Origin of the sequence: Marivita sp. GX14005, from assembly GCF_023370775.1 — a bacterium.
GTDB lineage: Bacteria > Pseudomonadota > Alphaproteobacteria > Rhodobacterales > Rhodobacteraceae > Marivita.
This window is the reverse complement of record NZ_JAMCCQ010000001.1, coordinates 1,052,838-1,072,447: the sequence shown is the minus strand read 5'-3', so window position 1 is coordinate 1,072,447 and position 19,610 is coordinate 1,052,838. Positions and strand designations below refer to the sequence as shown.

General features: G+C 59.2%; 21 protein-coding genes and 1 tRNA gene. 8 read left to right on the top strand and 14 right to left on the bottom strand.

The window, feature by feature from the left end; translation table 11 throughout:
• Window positions 1-8 precede the first annotated feature (8 nt).
• Genes M3465_RS05410 through M3465_RS05395 form a run of 4 tightly spaced genes read right to left on the bottom strand, consistent with a single transcriptional unit; the run spans window position 9 to window position 3,953 of the window.
• Window positions 9-755 carry an SDR family oxidoreductase gene (locus tag M3465_RS05410; protein ID WP_249500679.1) on the bottom strand — a complete coding sequence of 249 codons (747 nt, stop codon included), beginning with the start codon at window positions 753-755 and terminating at the stop codon, window positions 9-11.
• Window positions 752-2,086, bottom strand: a complete 1,335-nt coding sequence (locus tag M3465_RS05405; RefSeq protein WP_249500678.1) for an FAD-binding oxidoreductase — start codon at window positions 2,084-2,086, stop codon at window positions 752-754. Before M3465_RS05405 ends, M3465_RS05410 begins: the two co-directional genes overlap by 4 nt.
• Complete coding sequence (locus M3465_RS05400) at window positions 2,083-2,505, bottom strand: GtrA family protein (RefSeq protein ID WP_249500677.1); 423 nt, start codon at window positions 2,503-2,505, stop codon at window positions 2,083-2,085. The genes M3465_RS05405 and M3465_RS05400 overlap by 4 nt, the downstream gene beginning before the upstream one ends.
• Window positions 2,502-3,953, bottom strand: a complete 1,452-nt coding sequence (locus M3465_RS05395) for a UbiA family prenyltransferase (RefSeq protein WP_249500676.1) — start codon at window positions 3,951-3,953, stop codon at window positions 2,502-2,504. The genes M3465_RS05400 and M3465_RS05395 overlap by 4 nt, the downstream gene beginning before the upstream one ends.
• A gap of 342 nt (window positions 3,954-4,295) precedes the next feature.
• Here M3465_RS05395 and M3465_RS05390 point away from each other — a divergent pair, with 342 nt between their 5' ends.
• A complete protein-coding gene (locus M3465_RS05390; RefSeq protein WP_249500675.1) occupies window positions 4,296-5,225 on the top strand; it encodes a glycosyltransferase family 2 protein in 930 nt (309 codons plus the stop codon).
• The gene (locus M3465_RS05385) at window positions 5,222-6,127 is read left to right on the top strand and encodes a glycosyltransferase family 2 protein (protein ID WP_249500674.1); all 906 of its coding nucleotides are present in this window, start codon (window positions 5,222-5,224) and stop codon (window positions 6,125-6,127) included. Before M3465_RS05390 ends, M3465_RS05385 begins: the two co-directional genes overlap by 4 nt.
• 34 nt (window positions 6,128-6,161) lie before the next feature.
• On the opposite strand, the gene M3465_RS05380 is transcribed toward M3465_RS05385, so the two are convergent.
• Window positions 6,162-6,248, bottom strand: a tRNA-Leu gene (locus M3465_RS05380).
• A gap of 149 nt (window positions 6,249-6,397) precedes the next feature.
• Here M3465_RS05380 and M3465_RS05375 point away from each other — a divergent pair.
• Complete coding sequence (locus M3465_RS05375) at window positions 6,398-7,378, top strand: complex I NDUFA9 subunit family protein (protein WP_249500673.1); 981 nt, start codon at window positions 6,398-6,400, stop codon at window positions 7,376-7,378.
• Window positions 7,379-7,393: 15 nt separating this feature from the next.
• On the opposite strand, the gene M3465_RS05370 is transcribed toward M3465_RS05375, so the two are convergent.
• From M3465_RS05370 to M3465_RS05360, 3 genes are all read right to left on the bottom strand, one after another.
• Window positions 7,394-7,660, bottom strand: a complete 267-nt coding sequence (locus tag M3465_RS05370) for a DUF6455 family protein (RefSeq protein WP_249500672.1) — start codon at window positions 7,658-7,660, stop codon at window positions 7,394-7,396.
• 22 nt (window positions 7,661-7,682) lie between these two features.
• The gene (locus tag M3465_RS05365; protein WP_249500671.1) at window positions 7,683-7,931 is read right to left on the bottom strand and encodes a DUF6455 family protein; all 249 of its coding nucleotides are present in this window, start codon (window positions 7,929-7,931) and stop codon (window positions 7,683-7,685) included.
• A 78-nt stretch (window positions 7,932-8,009) separates the two neighbouring features.
• Window positions 8,010-8,735 (bottom strand): M48 family metallopeptidase, encoded by a 726-nt coding sequence (locus M3465_RS05360; RefSeq protein WP_249500670.1) that lies wholly within the window; start codon window positions 8,733-8,735, stop codon window positions 8,010-8,012.
• 132 nt (window positions 8,736-8,867) lie between these two features.
• Here M3465_RS05360 and M3465_RS05355 point away from each other — a divergent pair, with 132 nt between their 5' ends.
• On the top strand, window positions 8,868-9,107 hold the full coding sequence (locus tag M3465_RS05355) for a DUF8831 family protein (RefSeq protein ID WP_249500669.1): 240 nt from the start codon (window positions 8,868-8,870) through the stop codon (window positions 9,105-9,107).
• On the opposite strand, the gene M3465_RS05350 is transcribed toward M3465_RS05355, so the two are convergent.
• Entirely contained in the window at window positions 9,104-9,358 is a 255-nt protein-coding gene (locus M3465_RS05350) for a DUF167 domain-containing protein (RefSeq protein WP_249500668.1), read from the bottom strand. The two genes, M3465_RS05355 and M3465_RS05350, sit on opposite strands and share 4 nt — an antisense overlap.
• Before the next feature lie 49 nt (window positions 9,359-9,407).
• On the opposite strand from M3465_RS05350, the gene M3465_RS05345 reads away from it, so the two are divergent.
• Together M3465_RS05345 and M3465_RS05340 are read left to right on the top strand one after the other, a co-directional pair.
• Entirely contained in the window at window positions 9,408-9,986 is a 579-nt protein-coding gene (locus M3465_RS05345; protein ID WP_249500667.1) for a nitroreductase family protein, read from the top strand.
• Window positions 9,971-10,702: an EI24 domain-containing protein gene (locus M3465_RS05340; protein ID WP_249500666.1), complete on the top strand. Its 732-nt coding sequence runs from the start codon at window positions 9,971-9,973 to the stop codon at window positions 10,700-10,702. The genes M3465_RS05345 and M3465_RS05340 overlap by 16 nt, the downstream gene beginning before the upstream one ends.
• Here the strand turns inward: M3465_RS05340 and M3465_RS05335 are convergent.
• Together M3465_RS05335 and mce are read right to left on the bottom strand one after the other, a co-directional pair.
• On the bottom strand, window positions 10,638-10,934 hold the full coding sequence (locus M3465_RS05335) for a DUF1467 family protein (protein ID WP_249500665.1): 297 nt from the start codon (window positions 10,932-10,934) through the stop codon (window positions 10,638-10,640). The two genes, M3465_RS05340 and M3465_RS05335, sit on opposite strands and share 65 nt — an antisense overlap.
• 28 nt (window positions 10,935-10,962) lie before the next feature.
• Window positions 10,963-11,367 carry a methylmalonyl-CoA epimerase gene (gene mce / locus M3465_RS05330; RefSeq protein WP_249500664.1) on the bottom strand — a complete coding sequence of 135 codons (405 nt, stop codon included), beginning with the start codon at window positions 11,365-11,367 and terminating at the stop codon, window positions 10,963-10,965.
• A 123-nt stretch (window positions 11,368-11,490) separates the two neighbouring features.
• Here mce and M3465_RS05325 point away from each other — a divergent pair, with 123 nt between their 5' ends.
• Complete coding sequence (locus M3465_RS05325) at window positions 11,491-12,207, top strand: response regulator (protein WP_249500663.1); 717 nt, start codon at window positions 11,491-11,493, stop codon at window positions 12,205-12,207.
• Between the two features lie 19 nt (window positions 12,208-12,226).
• Here M3465_RS05325 and aspS read toward each other — a convergent pair whose 3' ends face one another.
• Entirely contained in the window at window positions 12,227-14,005 is a 1,779-nt protein-coding gene (aspS, locus tag M3465_RS05320; protein ID WP_249500662.1) for an aspartate--tRNA ligase, read from the bottom strand.
• 172 nt (window positions 14,006-14,177) lie between these two features.
• Here aspS and carB point away from each other — a divergent pair, with 172 nt between their 5' ends.
• A complete protein-coding gene (carB, locus tag M3465_RS05315; RefSeq protein WP_249500661.1) occupies window positions 14,178-17,510 on the top strand; it encodes a carbamoyl-phosphate synthase large subunit in 3,333 nt (1,110 codons plus the stop codon).
• Window positions 17,511-17,519: 9 nt separating this feature from the next.
• On the opposite strand, the gene M3465_RS05310 is transcribed toward carB, so the two are convergent.
• Both M3465_RS05310 and M3465_RS05305 read right to left on the bottom strand, forming a co-directional pair.
• Window positions 17,520-18,155, bottom strand: coding sequence for a flagellar hook capping FlgD N-terminal domain-containing protein (locus tag M3465_RS05310; protein WP_249500660.1), 636 nt, complete (start codon window positions 18,153-18,155; stop codon window positions 17,520-17,522).
• Window positions 18,156-18,159: 4 nt separating this feature from the next.
• On the bottom strand, window positions 18,160-19,467 hold the full coding sequence (locus tag M3465_RS05305; protein WP_249500659.1) for a flagellar hook-length control protein FliK: 1,308 nt from the start codon (window positions 19,465-19,467) through the stop codon (window positions 18,160-18,162).
• Window positions 19,468-19,610: the final 143 nt, after the last annotated feature.

Genomic DNA, 19,610 nt, shown 5'->3' with positions numbered 1-19,610 from the left:
ATCTTCCGCTAGAGGCTGGTTTTCTTGAAAACGCGTTCCGGCAGCATGCCGATGATGCCCATGATCCACCGCCAAACCGGTTTTACATAGACAACATCGCGCCGCTTCTCGACAGCGTGCCAGATCGCTTCCGCCACCTCCTCGGGTTGGGCCACCAGACGCTGCGGCAGGTCCATGCCGTCCGTCATCCGCGTGGCAACGAACCCCGGTTTGACCGTGACGACGTGAACGCCTTTCCCGCTCAGACGATTGCGCAATCCCGACAGATATGCGGTGAAACCGGCCTTGGCCGAGCCGTAGACATAATTCGAGCCACGCCCGCGATCCCCGGCGACCGAGCTGACACCGACAAGCACGCCCTCTCCCGCCGCTTCCATAAGCTCCGCATAAAGACCGAGAGCGAGCGCCGGCGCCTCGTAATTCGTGCGCATGACCAGGGCCGCCTGCTCTGCCACGCGCTGGTTTTCGTGCTGATCGCCCATGACGCCGATCACCGACACCACGATGCCCGGCGGCGCCGCGCCTTTCGCGACAAATGCTGCCATAGCTTCGGTGTCGAGCACATCGAGTTCTTCGACCGAAACCTCCACCGCGTTTCTCAACGCAATATCAGCCTTGTCGTCCTCGAGCGTTTGGGCATTGCGCGCGGCGAGCGTGATCGGATGGCCGTCCGCCGCAAAGCGCCGGGCGATCGCGAGCCCGATATCGGACCGCCCGCCCAGGATAAGCACGCGCTGTTTCCCCGTCTCGCTCATAGCAGCAACCTGTCGGATTGCCGTGACCCGAACACCCCGTTCATGCCGCGTTCCGAACGCATCTGCCGGAATAGGCCAGCCCGAGGATCAGCCTCGTGCAGGCTGCGCGCGCCGAGCAGCGCGTCCTTCGCGAGATAGAACCTCCCGCCATGTTCGATCGCGATGGACTCCAGCCTTTCGATCAGGGCAAGCGCGCGTCGGTTGACCGGGAAATCGAGCGCCAGCGTGTATCCCGACATCGGAAACGACAAACCGCCCCGTTCGGGCCCAAGCCGTTTCAGCACCGCAAGAAACGAGCCTTGTCCTGCCTGCGACGTCTCCAGAAGGAGCCGTTCGAGCCCGTCACGCGCCCGGTCGAGCGGCAAAACACATTGGAACTGCACGAACCCGCGCCGGCCGTAGATCCGGTTCCACCCCAGAATGGCATCGAGCGGGTAGAAGTAACTGTCCCAATCCACGAGCGCCTCTCCTTCGCGTTTCGACCCGTTGCGCCAATAGGCGGCGTTGAACGCGCGAACGGTATGGCGGTTGAGCGTGAACCTGGGCGCATCGAAAGGAACGGTCCGTTTGCGCCTCGGGGCCGTACGGAACGGGTGCGCGCGCTGCTCCGGCGGCAAATCTTCGGCCGAGGCATGTTCCCCCAGCAGGATCAGGGAGCGACCCAATTCCTTGCCCGAGGCGAGGCAGTCGATCCAGGCCACCGAATAGGTTGCCTCATCCGCGCGCTCGAACGCATCAAGCGCTGCATCGAGATCCGGTGCCACGAGGGTTTGCTGTTTGATCCAAGCGGTTTCAACCGGCCGCAGCCGGATCGCCGCACGCAGGATGATTCCGGTAAGCCCCATCCCCCCGAGTGTCCATTCGAAGAGCGCGCCGTTGTCGCGCGGACCGGCGCGCGTGACCTCTCCATCCGCGCCCATCACGTCGATCCACTCGACAAACGCGCCGAACGAGCCGTCCTTGTGGTGGTTCTTGCCATGCACATCCGCCGCAATCGCACCGCCGAGCGAGACGAACTTGGTGCCGGGCGTGACGAACGGGAAGAATCCGCGGGGCAGGAACACATCGATGATCTCGGACAGCCGCACGCCGGCCTCCGCCACAAGAGTGCCAGTCTCGTAATCGAAGGCGAGCATCCGGTTCATTCGCCCCATGTCGAGCGTTCGGGAGCTTCCAATCGCGCTGTCGCCATAGGCGCGCCCGCCGCCCCGCGCGATCACGCCGCCGGGAGAAAGCTCGGCTTTCACATCCGTCGGGCCGCGCGGCGCGGCGAGCCTTGTCCAGCATGTCGGGAACCGGCCCCAACCGGACAGCGCGACCGAGGGCGTCATGCGAGCCGCCCGATCCCCGGCCGGGGAAACACGAAGCGGCGGTCCAGCCGGTATTTTATAACGTATCCCGCCGCGAGCCCGAGAACCGCGCCAAGTTCGCGCATCCCGTCGGTTTTCCAGACCACCCAGAACGCCGTTTCCGTTCCCCAGAAGATCGCCGTGGTTATGACACCCATTGCCGTATACATCGAGAATTTGCGGCCATGCGCTGCGACGCCACGGGACAGATCGCCAAAGATCCAGCGCTTGTCCAACGCGTATTTCAACGCCAGACCCGCCAACGTGCCAAGCCCCACCGCAGCCGCGAAGCCGACCGCGCCGCCGTCCACACTCAGAACCATGCGCTGCACCGCCAGATTGAGAAGCGTTGCCAGAATCGCGAAGGCGACATAACGCGTCACGAGCGTCGTGCGGGTCATAGCAAAACGCCTCCCAGCGCGAAGACGAGGATCAGTCCGGCACAGATGATCGAGATGTAGTCGCGCGCGGCGAAGACCACGGGATCGTCATGCATCCATCCGCGATGCGTGATCATGACCATCCGGCTCAGCCAATAGAGCAGCACGAGGCAAATCCCCCAAAGCGAGGCGGGATAGGAGTAGAGGCGTTCGACATCCGGCGTGTTGAGATAAAGCGCCATGACCAGAACCGAGACATAGCCCGACGCCACGGACATATTCGCCACGATGGGTAGGTCGGTTGTCTTGTAATCCCGCCCGGCGATGATCGTGCTTTTGGAATGGGAAGACGCTGCTAATTCCGCCTGACGTTTCATGGCCGCGAGGGAGAAGAAAAAGAAGGTCGAGAACGCGAGAAGCCACACAGACAACGGGATGCCCGTTGCCACCGCACCGGCGATGATCCGCAAGGTGTAAAGCCCGGCGAGCGCACAGATATCCACGATCAGCTTCCGCTTGAGCAAAAACGAATAAACCGTGGTCGCTAGGTAGTAGAACGCCAGAACCGCAGCCAGCATGGGGCTTATGGCAACCGCGATCGCGAAACCGGCCAGCAGTAGGCCCGGCGCGAGGACCGATCCCCAAGACAACGGCAGATCGCCGCTCGCAAAGGGACGCATCCGCTTGCGTGGGTGGGCCCGGTCCGCAGCCAGATCGAGAAGATCGTTCAGCAGGTAAACCGAGGAAGCGATGAGGCTGAACGCTATGAAGGTTGCGAGCGCAAGGCTCAGTGTAACGAAATCGAATTGGTGCGCCGCGAGAAGCGGCAGGAAAACCAGCACGTTCTTGAGCCATTGATGCGGTCGCATGGCCCGGATGACATGCGGCAGACGTGCCTCATGCGGGCTGAGCGTGGTGGCCTCTTGCGAAACCTGCCTCACGCGCTTTTCAAGGCTCGGTGCGATTCCAACTGTCAAGGCTTCGCTGGCATCCTTCCAGACAGCAAGATCCGCTCTGGAATCACCGATATAGGCATAGCCGGCATCGCCGTAGACCGCGTTCAGCCGGGCGGCTTTCGTTGCGCCCTTGAGATTCGATCTTCCGTCCGAACCGATTGCATCGTCGAAAATGCCCAGATGGTCCGCGACGCGGGACACCAGGCGCTGATCCGACGCCGAAACGAGTGCCGTCCGCCCTCCCTGTGCATGCCATTCGGCAACGTATTTCAGGACACCCGAGTTGTAGGGAAGCGCGGAAACGTCGATTTCCCCCAGCTCGGACAGACGCCGCTTGAGCACAGCCCGTCCGCGAAACACGGCCCCCAGAGCTGGAAAAACGTTCAGCCACCGCTTTGATATCGCGGCCCAAAAGGTCTCATAAAGCAAATCCGTTCGGATCAAACTCCCGTCAAGATCGACGACCAGCGTCGTCTGTTTGGAGACGGACTCGAAATACCGTGCATCATCCATCACAATCTCTCTGGCACAAAACGTGCGAATAAAATTTGGTCTTCAAATATAGTGGTGCGAATACGCTGCCGCATTGCGCGCGTCTAATCAAGGTTTTTGCCGCGCAACGCCCCGTTCAAACGGTTTTCCGAATGAGCGTATCCCGGCCCGCTTCATGCTCGTTTCACGCAAAAACTTGACAGGCAGGGCTTCTGCGTCAAACATTCGTCCAGAAGTTATTTTTGTTTCGACACCCTGTATTAGCAGAGGCCACCGGCTCCAGCGTCGGTTCGGTTGTTGTTTTCTAAAGGCTTTCTGCATTTTCGCTGTTTGTTTTCGGCAATTACTCCGGGCTTTCCTACGATGCGAAATTCGCAGCTTCCCCAAATTGATGTTGCCATCGCGATCTGCACCTACGCGAGACAGACGGACCTCGAACTCCTTCTGTCATCGATTCGCGGGCTGGAGATCGACGACCGGATCGCACCCCGCGTGATCGTCGTGGATAACGACATTCGCAAATCCGCCCAGCCTGTGGTCGACAGGTTTCGAAATAGCGCGCCTTGCCCCGTGCATTATGTGCATGAAACGCAGCCCGGTATCCCCTTCGCACGAAACCGCGCGCTCGCCGAAGCGGGCGATGGAGGCTATCTTGCCTTCGTGGACGACGACGAGACGGTCGATCCGCAATGGCTCAACGAACTGGTGAATGTCGCTTTGCAAACAAGGGCCGCCTTCGTGCAAGGTCCGCTATTGATGACGGTCGAGGATACGCGCGATGGCTGGTGGCTACGTAGCGGGTTCTTTCGCCAAAAGGAGTTTTCCAACTTCAGCCACCGTTCTGAAAGCTGGACAAACAATGTCCTGATCGATCTGGCTTTTGTCGCTCGTGCCGGTTGCCGTTTTGATCCGCAACTCCGCTTCGACGGCGGATCCGACACGCTGTTCTTCGCCGATCTGGTTGCCGCTGGCGGAACGGGACGTTTCGCATCGAAAGCCATCGTTTACGAGATACAGAAGAAAAACCGGCTGACGTGGAAATGGGCGACCCTGCGGCAATACCGCTACGGAATCACCCGCGCGAATGTTGTGCTGCTGCGCAAATCCACAGGTTTCGCGGGGCTGTATTGCACGATGCGCGGCATGGTCATGATTGGCCTTGGGGTCGTTCAACTTCCTCGCGCGCTTGTTCGCGGGCGCGCGGGTCTTGGTGACGGTATCGCTCTCATCGCGCGGGGGGCGGGTGTCATTTCCGGTCTTTTCGGAGGCCAGAGGCGGGAATATGCCAGATGAGCGCCGCGATCGACATCTGCATTTGCACCTTCCGCCGGCCTGGATTGGCAGACACGCTTGCATCGCTTCGCGAGATCGACATCCCCGGAGGTACCGCCGTTCGCCTCTTGATCGTCGACAATGACGATACGCCATCGGCCAAATCGCTGGCGAAAGGCTTTGCTCTGCCGTTTCCCGTCACCTACATTCACGCACCGGCGCGCAACATCTCGATCGCTCGAAATGCCGGTCTCGATGCGGCGCAAGGTGATTTCCTCGCGTTTCTGGACGATGACGAGACGGTATCGCGGCAATGGCTGGCGCGCCTCTATTCCGCCGCATATTCAACCGGCGCAGATGTCGTGTTCGGCCCGGCGCGTGCGATCTACCCGGATCAGGCCGATCATTGGCTCGTTGACGGGGATTATCATTCGACAAAGGCACCCGCCATGCGCGCCGCGCTCAAAACCGGGTGTTCGGCGAATGTGCTGATCCGCTTGGCCTCGCCCGCGGTTCGGGGGCTTCGCTTCGACACGGCTCTGGGACGGTCAGGCGGTGAGGACACCGTTCTTTTCCGCCAGGTCCACAGCCGCGGCGGCGTTCTGCGTTTCGCGGAGGACGCCCTGGTTTTCGAAAGGGTCGAGTTCGACCGACTTTCGCTGCGCTGGTTGCTCAGACGAAAGCTGCGGGCCGGTCAAAGCCATGCACGCGCCGAGGTGCTTACCTCTTCGAAACCCATGCGCACGCGTATTGCACTTCTGGCGGGAGCCAGTGCGAAGGCAATCTATTGCGGAGGAATGTCCGCGCTCCACGCCTTCGATCGATCACAAAGAAACCTGTGGCTTATCCGAGGCGCATTGCATTTGGGCGCGGCCGGCAAGTGCATCGGACTTCGCGAGCCCGTGCTTTACGGTCATACCTGAAGCGAAATGCAGAGCGTATTCGGTGCGAAGAAAATGGTGCCCAGGAGAGGACTCGAACCTCCACGGCCTTGCGGCCACTGGCACCTGAAGCCAGCGCGTCTACCAATTCCGCCACCTGGGCAGGTGTCGTGGGCTGGCGTTTAATCCGGGGGCTTGGAGGTGTCAACGGGCTTTTTCGCAGCGCCGAAGCCGCCTTTGCGGCAATCGGGCATCTTGCCCCTGTCGAACGCGCCGGATAGAGGTCGCACAAGGTCTGACCAGGAGCACAGCATGTCCAAACTCGTCACAATTTTCGGCGGCTCGGGGTTTGTGGGGCGCTATATCGCAAGGCGTATGGCCAAGGACGGTTGGCGGGTGCGGGTGGCTGTCAGGCGTCCGAACGAGGCATTGTTCGTACGGCCCTACGGCGTAGTCGGGCAGGTCGAGCCGATCTTCAGCAACATCCGCGACGATGACAGCGTCCGGGCCGCGATGCTCGGCGCGGATGCCGTCGTGAATTGCGTCGGGCTATTGGCGGAATCCGGGAAAAACACGTTCGATTCAATTCAGGTCGATGGAGCCGAGCGTGTCGCGCGGATCGCATCGGAGCTTGGCATCGAACGGATGGTGCATGTTTCGGCCATTGGTGCGGATGCCGATGGGAAAAGCGATTATCAACGCACCAAGTCGCTTGGCGAGCAGGCGGTGCGCGATCACATGCCGGATGCGGTGATCCTTCGCCCCTCTATCGTGTTCGGCCCTGAGGACGAGTTCTTCAACCGCTTCGCCGGTATGACGCGGTTCGGCCCCGTATTGCCTGTCGTCGGCGCGAACACGAAGTTTCAGCCGGTTTACGTCGATGATGTGGCCAAGGCCGCGCAGATGGCAGTCAATGGCAAAGCGGCCCCGGGCATCTATGAACTGGGCGGCCCGGAGATCCAGACATTCCGCGAGTTGATGCATGAGATGCTGGATGTGATCCGGCGGCGGCGGCTTGTCATGAACATCCCGTTTCCCATCGCGTCGGTCATGGGAGCCGGATTCGATCTTCTGAACAAGATCAGTTTCGGACTGATTCCCGGTGCGATCACTCGTGATCAGGTGAAGAACCTGCGGAACGACAACGTGGTGAGCGGACGCTGCAAGACACTCGCCGATCTCGGCATCACGCCGACAGCGCTTGAAACGGTTCTGCCGGAATATCTTTGGCGCTTCCGCCCTTCCGGGCAGTATTCCGATATCAAGAAAAGCGCCAAGAACCTTCGCGCCTGATATCCGGGCGCGCGGTCAGTGGCGGCGCGCCAGTTTTTCCAGAGTCGATGCGTTGCGACATCCTTCCGGTGCGCTTCTTGCGCCTCCGGTCTGCGCGCCGAGCCAATGTTGGCACGTCGCAACGAGCGGACATCCGCGACATGACGTGACCATCTGCGCGTAATCCTGCGCCGTCAACTGACCGGCGGCCATCGCCTCGGACAGGCTGATCCCCATCGTTCTGGCGACGCTGCGGGTCAGCCAGAAATGTAATTCGGGATCGCCCATCGGTCTGTCCAGCATCGTTTTTCTTCCTCTCAAGCTTTCATTCGGCCGACAGCGCATCGAAAAGCATCGAGTTTCTGCAGTAGGGCGGCAAGCCCGTGCTTTCCTGTGCGAGACTCGCCTTGCAGTCGTCCGGGCGCGTACAGCCGACGCATCGCGCCACCGCGCGTTCAAGCTCGTTTTCGGACATCTCGGCGCGCAGGATCTTCTCCTCAAGATCAATGCCCTGCCGATCCGCCATGCCTAGCACCAACGCCGTATGCGTTGCGCGTCTTGTTGCGTTGAACATACCCTCTCTCCCTTTCTTGATGGTCCAAGCGTAGGGACAGAGGGCCTGCGCATCCTTGATGCAAGTCAACCCGGGGCATCAAAGCTGCGCAGCGGTGCGCCGTACGATGTCCATGCGCGCCGAATTGGGCGGATGGGTGCCAAGGAAGCGGTTTCCCGGATCGGGGATGCGGTTGAAGAACTGCGCTCCGCGCACGGCGTTGTATCCAGCGCGTTCGGTGATGATGGTGCCCAGACGGTCTGCATCGAGTTCGAAACCCTTCGAATAGGTCCGGGCGCCAAGCGTCGCGCCAATCTGCTCGGCCGATTGTACGGTTCCGGCGTCGCCGCCACCAAGAGCGGCCAGACCGGACAGGATCACCGCGCCGACGGCCGCATTCTGCTGTGTTCTGCGCAGGTGGCCGAGAACATGATGAGCCGCCTCGTGCCCCATGACGAAGGCCAGTTCGTCGGCATTATCGACCGAAGCGATCAGCGCGAGATTGAACGCGAGGATCGGACGGCCCCGGCGGTCGATCGTCTGGAACGCGTTGGGAGCCTGGCCCATCCGGTCATCGACGACGATCTGGAAATCGCAATTCGCCCGCGGCGCCAGGCGTCTGCATTCCCGCTCGGCCACCGGCTCGACCGTCTTGACCACGGAAACGAACTGCCGCGCCGCGATCCCGGCGCGATCTCGCGCCTCACGCTCTGACATCGCCGGGCGTGTTTCGACTTGGGGGCGCTGGCTGGGCGACGGTGCGGGCACGGTGGTCACGTCGCAGGCCGCGACCAAGGTGAAAGCCAGAACGAGAAGCCAACGCATCGGAATGTCCTTTTTCGTCTTTGCCTCAAGAAATAAGGCGATTTTCGATGATCGGCCAGTCCTCAATTACCGTGAGTGTTATTCCGCACATGGCCCGTGGTCATTGAAAATCCGCTGCGCTAGGCTGGCGGCATGTTTAGCATCGAACACGAATTCGACTCGACCGTCGTGACCCTGGTCGATGAGGGTCAGGCTCCTTTGCAGGAGGATGTGATCGTCAATGGTTTCGAGGAATGTATCACCGTCGAACAATACGACCCGCGCACCGACAAAGTGAACCGGATCACCCTGTCGATGTCGCAGATGCGCGATCTGGTGGCGGCGGTGTCCTTGCCGGAAGGTGTCTATGCCCGCACCGACCCGAAAGACTAATCCAGCCGAAAAACCTTGTCCCGGCTTTTTGGTCCACGCACCAGCACGAGCCGGGATTTGGCTACGCCCAGCGCTTTGGCGAGCATGTCCCGCACCGCCTTGTTGGCTGCACCATCCGACGCCGGCGCAGTGACGGAAACTCGTATCAACTCCGCGTCCTGCTCGATACTGTTTTGCCGGGCCCTTGGCGTGACGCGGACGCTGTAGGAGCTGCCGGAAACCGCAAGTTCGGCAAGGCTGTTCTTTATCATGCTTTCCGCCTATCACGCGGACAACGCCTTTATCCATCGCGGAGGACATATGCCCGAGGCCAATGACGCGGTTCTGCAATTCCTTCTCTGCCGGCGCTCGCGCCCGGCCAAGCTGCTACGCGCGCCCGCACCATCGCCCGAGGCGTTGCGACCGATCCTGACCGCCGCGGCGCGCAGCCCGGATCACGGCAAGCTGGAGCCGTGGCGGTTCATCGTGCTGCAGGGACCAGCGCTTAAAAGATTGAGCAAAGCCGTTCAGGAACGGGGCGATGCGTCCGGCCGCACCGATGAGGAGATTGCGAAGGCGCGCAGTCAGTTCGACGACAGTCCACTTTGCGTGGCAGTGATCGAAGTGCAAAAACCTTCCGAGAAAATCCCGGCCATCGAGCAGACATATTCGACCGGTGCGGTTTGCCTTGGGCTTCTCAACGCCGCCCTCGCCTCCGGTTGGGGCGCGAATTGGCTCACCGGTTGGCCGGCGCATGACCGATCGTTCTGCCAGGATCAGCTTCGGTTGAACGAAAACGAACGTGTCGCCGGCTTTATCCATATCGGTACCGCCGCCTCCGAACCGCCGGAACGCCCGCGACCGGACCTCGATGCAATCACTGAATGGGTCTCGGAGTGATCTTCCAAAGCCTGTTCCTCGCACTCAACCAGATCGGCGATCCTCGTTTCAGGAAAGTCCTTTTCTTGGGCATCGCGCTAAGCGTTTTGCTATTGGCTGGGTTTTCCGCCGGTTTCGTTTGGCTCGTGAACGCCCTTCTTGGCCCGGAAATGACGCTGCCATTCATCGGCCCCGTCACGTGGATCGATGATGTTGCCGGGTGGGCGGTGCTGCTGCTGATGATCGTGCTGTCGGTTTTTCTGATGGTTCCGGTGGCCTCTGCCATGTCGTCCCTGTTCCTGGACACCGTGGCGGATGCCGTGGAGGAACGGAACTACCCCGAACTGCCAGCGCCGAACCACGTGCCTATCGCCGAAGCGCTGCGCGACACGATCGGGTTCCTTGGCGTTCTGATCGGCGCGAATATCGTCGCTCTGATCTTCTACCTTCTTGCACCGCCTCTTGCACCGCTCATCTTCTGGGCGCTCAACGGCTTTCTTCTGGGTAGCGAGTATTTCACGCTCGCCGCCATTCGGCGTGAAGGGCGCCGAGGCGCGAAAGCGCTTCGCAAGCGGCATTTGGCAAAGATCTGGGGGGCGGGTTTCCTGATGGCGCTGCCGCTATCGGTTCCGGTCCTGAACCTCGCTGTCCCGATCATCGGTGCTGCAACCTTTACCCATCTGTATCACCGAATTCAGGGGCGGGCCCCATCCGATCGAAGAAGTCGATATCCCTGATCGAGATCCAGCCGGACAGGATGATCCCCGCGATAATCAGCCAGAGCGCGCAACTCACCCCGGTCGTGATTAGCGCCTTTTTCTTGAGGTTATGCACCTCCGGAGAGCCGGAATGGGTGCCGGGCACGACCTTGCCCACGTCGCCTTGCGTCTGAAGCCGGATCGGAATGGCGACGAGGAACACCATGAACCAGATCACCGCGTACAACACGATGGCAGAGGTGATGGACATATGACGCTCCTTTAGTCCGTTTCGAGGATCAAACCTCTTCCAGCTCGGTCAGGCATCCGTTGAAATCCTTGGGATGCAGGAACAGCACTGGTTTGCCATGCGCGCCGATCTTGGGCTCTCCGTCACCCAGAACACGGGCGCCGCTTTCCAGAAGACGGTCCCGCGCAGCGATAATGTCATCCACTTCATAGCAAATGTGATGGATTCCGCCGGCTGGGTTTTTTTCCAGAAACCCCGAAATGGGGCTCGAATCGCCAAGCGGGTAGAGAAGTTCGATCTTCGTGTTGGGCAGTTCGATAAACACGACCGTCACGCCATGATCCGGCTCGTCCTGCGGCTCACCGACCTTCGCGCCGAGGGCGCTGCGGTATTGCTCGGCCGCGGCATCGAGATCCGGCACCGCGATGGCAACGTGGTTCAATCGTCCGATCATGCTTTGTCTCCCGGTGGTATCAGCGCTCTTATCCCCCGCGCGCGCCGGGCGCACAAGCGGCAAGGCCCATTAACCGTCTGTTAGCCAACCATGCGCAAGATAAGGCGACTCATGGAGGGCAATATGACTGACGATCAGGCTTTGGACCACATTCGCAGACCGACCGTATCCCGGCCATTGCTCGGGCTGACGATTCTCGCGGTGGAGGATAGTCTTTATTCGTGCGACGCACTCAGGCTGATGTGTCTACACAGCGGGGCGCGCTTGCGGCGGGCCGATTGTCTCGCTTCGGCTCGCCGGCATCTGCAGGTATATCGCCCGTCGGTCATGATCGTCGATATGGGTCTGCCCGATGGCAGCGGCGCCGATCTGATCGCCGAACTGTCGGTCGCGCTTCCCCGCATTTCGGTCATTCTCGGAACCAGTGGCGACAGCTTTGCCGAAGATATCGCCTATGCCGCCGGGGCCGATGGTTTCATCGCCAAGCCGGTCGCCAATCTGACGACGTTCCAGAACGCCATCCTTCAACACCTGCCGCAGGAGCGCCAACCCTTCGGATTGCGCGAGGTGCACAAGGAGCCGATTCTACCCGATCCCATCGCGTTTCGCGAGGACATGGCGCATATGGCAGAGGTTCTGGGCGGCCCCGTCGATGACCGAACCATCGATTACGTTGCGCTCTTCCTGCGTGGCGTTGCGCGCACGGCCGAGGACGACGCGCTCGAAGCGGCCGCTTCCGATCTGGCCGATGCACGTTCGCGCGGTGTGCCGCTTCGCGGTCAGGTCATGCGGATCGCCGGGCTAGTCGAGGCACGGCTTCAGGATGCGGTCGCGCTTTAGGGACGCATCCCCGCCGCTTTCAATCCTCGTCCGGTATGACGCGCAGGCGCAGTTCCATGAGCTGGTCGCTGGTCGGTAGCGACGGTGCGTCCATCATTAAATCCTCGGCCCGCTGGTTCATCGGGAACATAATGACTTCGCGGATATTCGCAGTATCGGCCAACAACATCACGATTCGGTCGATGCCGGCCGCGCAACCACCATGCGGCGGCGCGCCGAAGCGGAAGGCATTGACCATCCCGCCGAACCGCTTGCGCACTACTTCCTCGCCATAGCCGGCCAACTCGAACGCCTTGAACATGATCTCGGGCTTGTGGTTCCGGATCGCGCCCGACACAAGCTCATAGCCGTTGCAGGCCAGATCATACTGATAGCCCAGCACATCGAGCGGATTTCCGTTCAACGCATCCATTCCTCCCTGCGGCATCGAGAACGGATTGTGGCTGAAATCGATCGCTCCGGTTTCCTCATCGGCCTCGTACATCGGGAAATCCACGATCCAGGCAAAGGCGAACCGATCGGTTTCCGTCAGCCCCAATTCTTCGCCGATCACGACCCGCGCCCGGCCCGCGACGCTTTCGAAGCTCGACGGCTTCCCACCAAGGAAGAACGCCGCATCGCCCACGCCAAGCCCAAGTTGCAGGCGGATCGCCTCGGTCCGTTCGGGCCCGATATTCTTCGCAAGCGGGCCGGCCGCCTCCATTCCGTCGCCCTGATCGCGCCAGAAGATATATCCCATGCCGGGCAATCCTTCCTTTTGCGCAAAAGCGTTCATCCGGTCGCAGAACTTACGGCTGCCGCCGCCCGGCGCGGGTATCGCGCGGATCTCGGTGCCGTCGTGTTCGAGCAATTTGGCGAAGATGGCAAAGCCGGATCCTCGGAAATGATCCGACACGATCTGCATCTTGATCGGGTTTCGCAGGTCGGGCTTGTCCGTGCCATACCAAAGCGCCGCGTCGCGATAGGAAATCTGCGGCCAGACCGCATCGACCTTCCGCCCGTCTCCGAACTCTTCGAACACGCCCTGGATCACCGGCTGAATGGTGTCGAACACGTCCTGTTGCGTGACGAAGGACATCTCCATGTCGAGCTGGTAGAAATCCGTCGGCGACCGGTCCGCGCGCGGATCCTCGTCGCGGAAACAGGGCGCGATTTGGAAATACTTGTCGAAGCCCGACACCATGATCAACTGCTTGAACTGCTGCGGTGCTTGCGGCAGAGCGTAGAATTTGCCCGGATGCAAACGGCTCGGCACAAGGAAATCGCGCGCGCCTTCCGGACTGGAGGCCGTAATGATCGGCGTCTGGTATTCGCGGAACGACTGATCCCACATCCGCTTGCGGATCGAAGCAACGACATCCGACCGGAGTGTCATATTGCGTTGCATCGCCTCGCGTCTCAGATCGAGAAAACGATACTTCAGCCGGGTTTCCTCGGGATATTCCTGATCGCCGAACACGATGAGCGGAAGCTCTTCTGCCGCGCCCAACACCTCCATATCGCGGATGAAAACCTCGATCTCGCCTGTCGGCAATTTCGGGTTCACAAGGCTCGCATCGCGCGCCTTCACCTCGCCATCGATGCGGATGCACCATTCCGAGCGCAGTTTCTCCACCTCGGAAAACACGGGGCTGTCAGGATCGCACAGCAGCTGAGTGACGCCGAAATGATCGCGCAGATCGATGAACAGAACGCCGCCATGATCGCGTATACGGTGAACCCAGCCCGAAAGGCGAACCGTCTGGCCGACATTCTCGGCCGTCAATTCGGCGCAGGTATGGGTGCGGAAAGCGTGCATGACAGGTATCCTCGGGCGGAAAAATTTGGCCCGATACACCCTGTCGGCCCTTGGAAGTCAAGCGGTGCACCACGTCGCCCCTGATTGCAGACGCAAAAAAGGATTGCACCGCGCTTGCAGTCGCCCGCGCCATGCCTATAACACCGCCAGTTTGCACAATGAGGGTCGAGCGATGCCAAAGCGTGACGATATCAAGTCCATCATGATCATCGGAGCGGGGCCCATCGTTATCGGCCAGGCCTGCGAATTCGACTATTCCGGCGCCCAAGCTTGCAAGGCCCTGCGCGAGGAAGGCTACCGAGTCATCCTCGTCAACTCCAATCCGGCGACCATCATGACCGATCCGGGACTGGCCGACGCGACCTATATCGAACCGATCACTCCCGAGATCGTCGCAAAGATCATCGAGAAGGAACGCCCCGACGCCCTGCTTCCGACAATGGGCGGGCAAACAGGTCTGAATACCTCTCTCGCGCTCGAGGAAATGGGCGTGCTGGAGAAATTCGGCGTCGAGATGATCGGTGCGAAGCGCGAGGCCATCGAAATGGCCGAGGATCGCAAACTTTTCCGCGAGGCGATGGAGCGGATCGGCCTCGAAAACCCAAAGGCGACGATCATCACCGCGCCCAAGGGCGACAACGGCGAAGCCGATCTCGATGCCGGTGTGGCGCTCGCCCTTGCCGAGCTCGAAGAGATCGGACTGCCGGCCATCATCCGCCCGGCCTATACTCTGGGCGGAACAGGTGGCGGCGTAGCCTACAATCGCGAGGATTTCGTTTACTACTGCCGATCCGGGATGGACGCCTCCCCGGTGAATCAGATCCTGGTCGACGAATCCCTTCTTGGCTGGAAAGAGTTCGAGATGGAGGTCGTTCGCGACCGTGCTGACAACGCGATCATCGTCTGCGCGATCGAGAATGTCGATCCGATGGGCGTTCATACCGGCGATTCCATCACCGTCGCGCCCGCGCTGACCCTGACCGACAAGGAATATCAGATCATGCGCAACGGCTCCATCGACGTTCTGCGCGAGATCGGCGTGGAAACCGGCGGGTCCAATGTGCAATGGGCTGTCAATCCGGCGGACGGGCGCATGGTCGTCATCGAAATGAACCCGCGCGTCAGCCGGTCTTCGGCCCTTGCATCGAAAGCCACCGGGTTCCCGATCGCCAAGATCGCGGCGAAGCTTGCCGTTGGCTACACGCTGGACGAGCTCGACAACGATATCACCAAGGTCACCCCCGCCAGCTTCGAGCCGACCATAGATTATGTCGTCACCAAGATCCCGAAATTCGCTTTCGAAAAATTTCCCGGCTCCGAACCGCATCTGACCACCGCGATGAAATCTGTGGGCGAAGCGATGGCGATCGGCCGAACGATTCACGAATCGCTGCAAAAGGCATTGGCCTCGATGGAATCCGGTCTAACCGGGTTCGACGAGATCCATATTGAGGGTGCGCCTGAAACATCCGCCGTTATCAAGGCGATTTCCCAGCAAACGCCGGACCGCATGCGCACCATCGCGCAGGCCATGCGCCATGGACTGAGCAACGATGACATCCATGCCGTCACGATGTTCGATCCGTGGTTCCTTGCCCGCATCCGCGAAATCGTCGAGGCCGAGGAAGAGGTGCGCCGGCACGGTCTGCCGACGGACGAATCCGGAATGCGCGCGTTGAAGATGATGGGATTCACCGACGCACGCTTGGCCAGCCTGACCGGGGTCAGCGAAAAGGACGTTCGCGCAAAGCGGCTCGATCTGAATGTGAATGCCTCTTTCAAGCGCATCGACACTTGCGCCGCCGAGTTCGAGGCGCAAACCCCTTACATGTATTCCACCTACGAAGCGCCCATGATGGGCGATGTTGAATGCGAGGCGCGACCGTCGGATCAGAAAAAGGTCGTGATCCTGGGTGGCGGCCCAAACCGTATCGGGCAAGGTATCGAATTCGATTACTGTTGTTGCCACGCTTGTTTTGCGCTGTCCGATGCGGGCTACGAAACGATCATGATCAATTGCAACCCGGAAACGGTCAGCACCGATTATGACACGTCGGACCGGCTTTATTTCGAACCGTTGACCTTCGAACACGTGATGGAGATCCTCCGTGTCGAGCAGAAAAACGGCACGTTGCACGGGGTGATCGTCCAATTCGGCGGACAAACCCCGCTCAAGCTTGCCAACGCGCTTGAGGAAGAGGGTATCCCGATCCTCGGAACCTCGCCCGATGCCATCGATCTCGCGGAAGATCGCGAGCGCTTTCAATCGCTGGTAAATGAACTGGGTCTCAAGCAGCCTCGCAACGGCATCGCGTCCAGCGGCGAACAGGCCTTGGAGATCGCGGCGCGGATCGGTTTCCCGCTTGTGATCCGTCCCTCTTATGTCCTCGGCGGCCGCGCCATGGAAATCGTGCGCGATGAGGCTCATCTGCAGCGATACATCAATGAGGCCGTTGTCGTTTCCGGGGACAGCCCCGTTCTTCTCGACAGTTACCTCGCGGGCGCGGTCGAACTCGATGTAGACGCCTTGTGCGACGGAGAGCATGTTCACGTTGCCGGTATCATGCAGCATATCGAGGAGGCGGGCGTTCATTCCGGCGACAGCGCCTGTTCGCTCCCGCCTTATTCGCTTTCCGACGAACTTCTGGCAGAGATCAAGGCGCAAACCGAAGCGCTGGCGCTGGCGCTTGATGTGCGCGGTTTGATGAATGTTCAATTCGCGATCAAGGATAGCCAGATTTTTCTGATCGAAGTGAACCCGCGCGCCTCGCGCACGGTTCCGTTTGTTGCGAAGGCGACGGATTCGGCGATTGCCAGTATCGCTGCGCGCGTCATGGCGGGCGAAAGTCTGACGAACTTCCCGCTTCGCGACGCTTATCCGCAAGGTACCGATTACGACAAATCCTTGCCGCTGGCCGATCCGATGACGCTCGCAGACCCAAACATGCCGTGGTTCTCCGTCAAGGAAGCTGTTTTGCCCTTCGCCCGTTTCCCGGGTGTGGACACGATCCTTGGGCCGGAAATGCGGTCGACCGGTGAAGTCATGGGATGGGATCGCTCTTTTCCCCGCGCGTTTCTTAAGGCGCAGATCGGAGCGGGGAATAATCTTCCCGAATCCGGCACCGTTTTCTTTTCGATCAAGGATTCCGATAAAACCGATCAATTGGTCGATACAGCTCGAATCCTCATTGATCTTGGCTTCACAATTACCGCCACATCGGGCACCGCGTCTTTCCTGTCGCAACACGGAATTTCCTGTGGCGTGACGAAAAAGGTCTACGAAGGGCGCCCCAATATCGTTGATCTGATGAAAGACGGTGAAATTACGCTGGTGATGAATACGACGGAGGGCGCCGCTGCGGTCGAGGATTCTCGCGAAATTCGATCTGTCGCGCTTTACGACAAGATTCCCTATTTCACCACGGCTGCCGGTGCCCATGCGGCCGCTTTGGCGATGCAGGCGCGGCAGGAGGGCGATTTGATCGTCAAGAGCTTGCAAGGCTGACATTAGGTTTCAACGAAGAGCAACGATATCGGTTTCGCCGATCTCGCTTCCGTCCGAGAGTAGAAGCGTCGTCCTATTTCCGCCGACGCGTATCTCTTCGACAACCGATGCTGTCGTAACCGTCGCGTCGATTTTGGCATCATCCGCGGCGTTCCGCATCTCCGCGGAATAGAGCCCCGGCGTTGCGAAACGGCCGTCGCTATCGGTTCCTTGCCACGTCACCCGAGTTTGTCCCTGCTCCACGGGATGGCTAGATATGGTTTCGCCCAGGGAATTGAGAATAAATAGCTTTCCGCCTTCGTTGGTATCAAGTTCTGAAATGTCAAAATCGACAGGCGATCCGGAGAACTGGAAACTTTGGGTATGGGCAACTGTTCTGCCGACGAGCGCGGCAAGTTCAGAGAATGCGACAGTTGTCCCGCCCAGAAGCGCCTCCAGCTTCTCGTTCGTGAGGGTTTGCTGCTCTACCATGGAAAATGTTGCAAGCTGACTTGCAAACTGCTCGGCCTCCATTGGGCTGAGGGGATCCTGATTTTGGATCTGAGTGGTGAGCATTTTGAGAAACGTCTGAAAATCTCCTGAAACCTCCCTCTGCTCAGGGCTTGCGGGTTTCGGCGTTCCGTCTAATCTCGGCATGATGTCCATCAACTTATATCCTTATGTCCAAGCCATCTTCGAAAGGTCGATAGTTGCCCACATCGTGGATATCGACACTCTCCGCTGGCGCTGGGTCTGCAAACTGATGCGATGATCCTTCCGGATTTGCTCGATCATGATCGTGCGAAAAACTTAAATCGAAGTTATCAATGCCCAATTTCGCAAGATCTTCCTTCAGAAGGACCGAATTTTTCGATAGCTGATCGAGCGCTTCCCGCCCGTGGCTGATAAATCTGATCTCCATCGCCTCATGAGTTTTCTTAACCTTCAACGAGATTGGTTCAATTTCTTTTGAACCACCGGCGGCATTGTCGGGTTCTATTGATGGCGTTGCAGGTTGGTTATCTCCTTTCCTGTTGAGAAGCGAATTTCGTATGTCAGCGCTTTCAAAACCCTGAGATTTGGTTAGATTGATTGGCGCCGTATTGCCTTCCGGCACCCGATCGTACGTGCTGTCTGTCCGAAAACTCGGCCTCTCTGTTTCCTCCTTCAAATCGTTGCGGGACATCAGGCTTGAATTGAATTCGGCGCTATTATCACTACCGTTAACTACGCTGTTATCGCAATCGACTTGTTCTGTGGGTTGAGGATAGCGACCAACTGTTGCATTGGAGGACCCTAGGGAGTCGCCGTGTTTTATGAAGTCAGGAGAAATTTTTAACCGCGCACCAAGCCAATCGGGTTCCGTCTTCGAAAGATCTGGGTTTGAAATAGCATTATTGACCATTTGCGCAACCGGCTCACCATGGCTTTGCCCCGACTTAATTATGTCGGTTTCAAATTTACCCTTTTTTACATCAATGATTTTAGCTTTGCTTTTCAGAGGATCACTCTCCAACTGTATTTCGACCTTTGTTTTTTCCTGCCCGTTCTCATCTTCTATGACGGGTGTTGGTAATTGTGGCTCAGGCTGAATATGCTTTTTGAGGGAACGGCATGGCGCGAGTGTTTTACATAAAACGCGTATTTGTTCTTCGCTGTTCGATGACCTATCGATGTACGCGGTGTCGGCATATTCTCCTAATTCAGGCTGTGTATCTTCGATCAGAGAGTTTTCACCGCTGCGCTCGGCGGGGCAACGTGGGTCTGGTGCCGACATGACCTCGTTCATTGAGGTCATAAATGCTGCCTCGGGGTGAGTAGTATGAAGACCTTCGCAAGGGCGAGAAGCCGCGGCAGTGATTATCTGCGCTATTTGCATCTGAAATACCCCCGTGGATTTGTCCCATATAAGCGCACGAGGTTGCAAATAAATACTTAACACCGTCGGATCTTTAGTAGGAATTTTAGCAAAATCCAAAGAGAAACATCATTTTGGATTCAGGTTCTGTTTACGATTCTACATCATTTTCGTCATCGCACATTCGATGTGGCGCGAGAGATGCTCTCGGCAGGTGTCAGAATGACCGAATAACAGCTGCGAACTGATTGATCGTTCGCGGC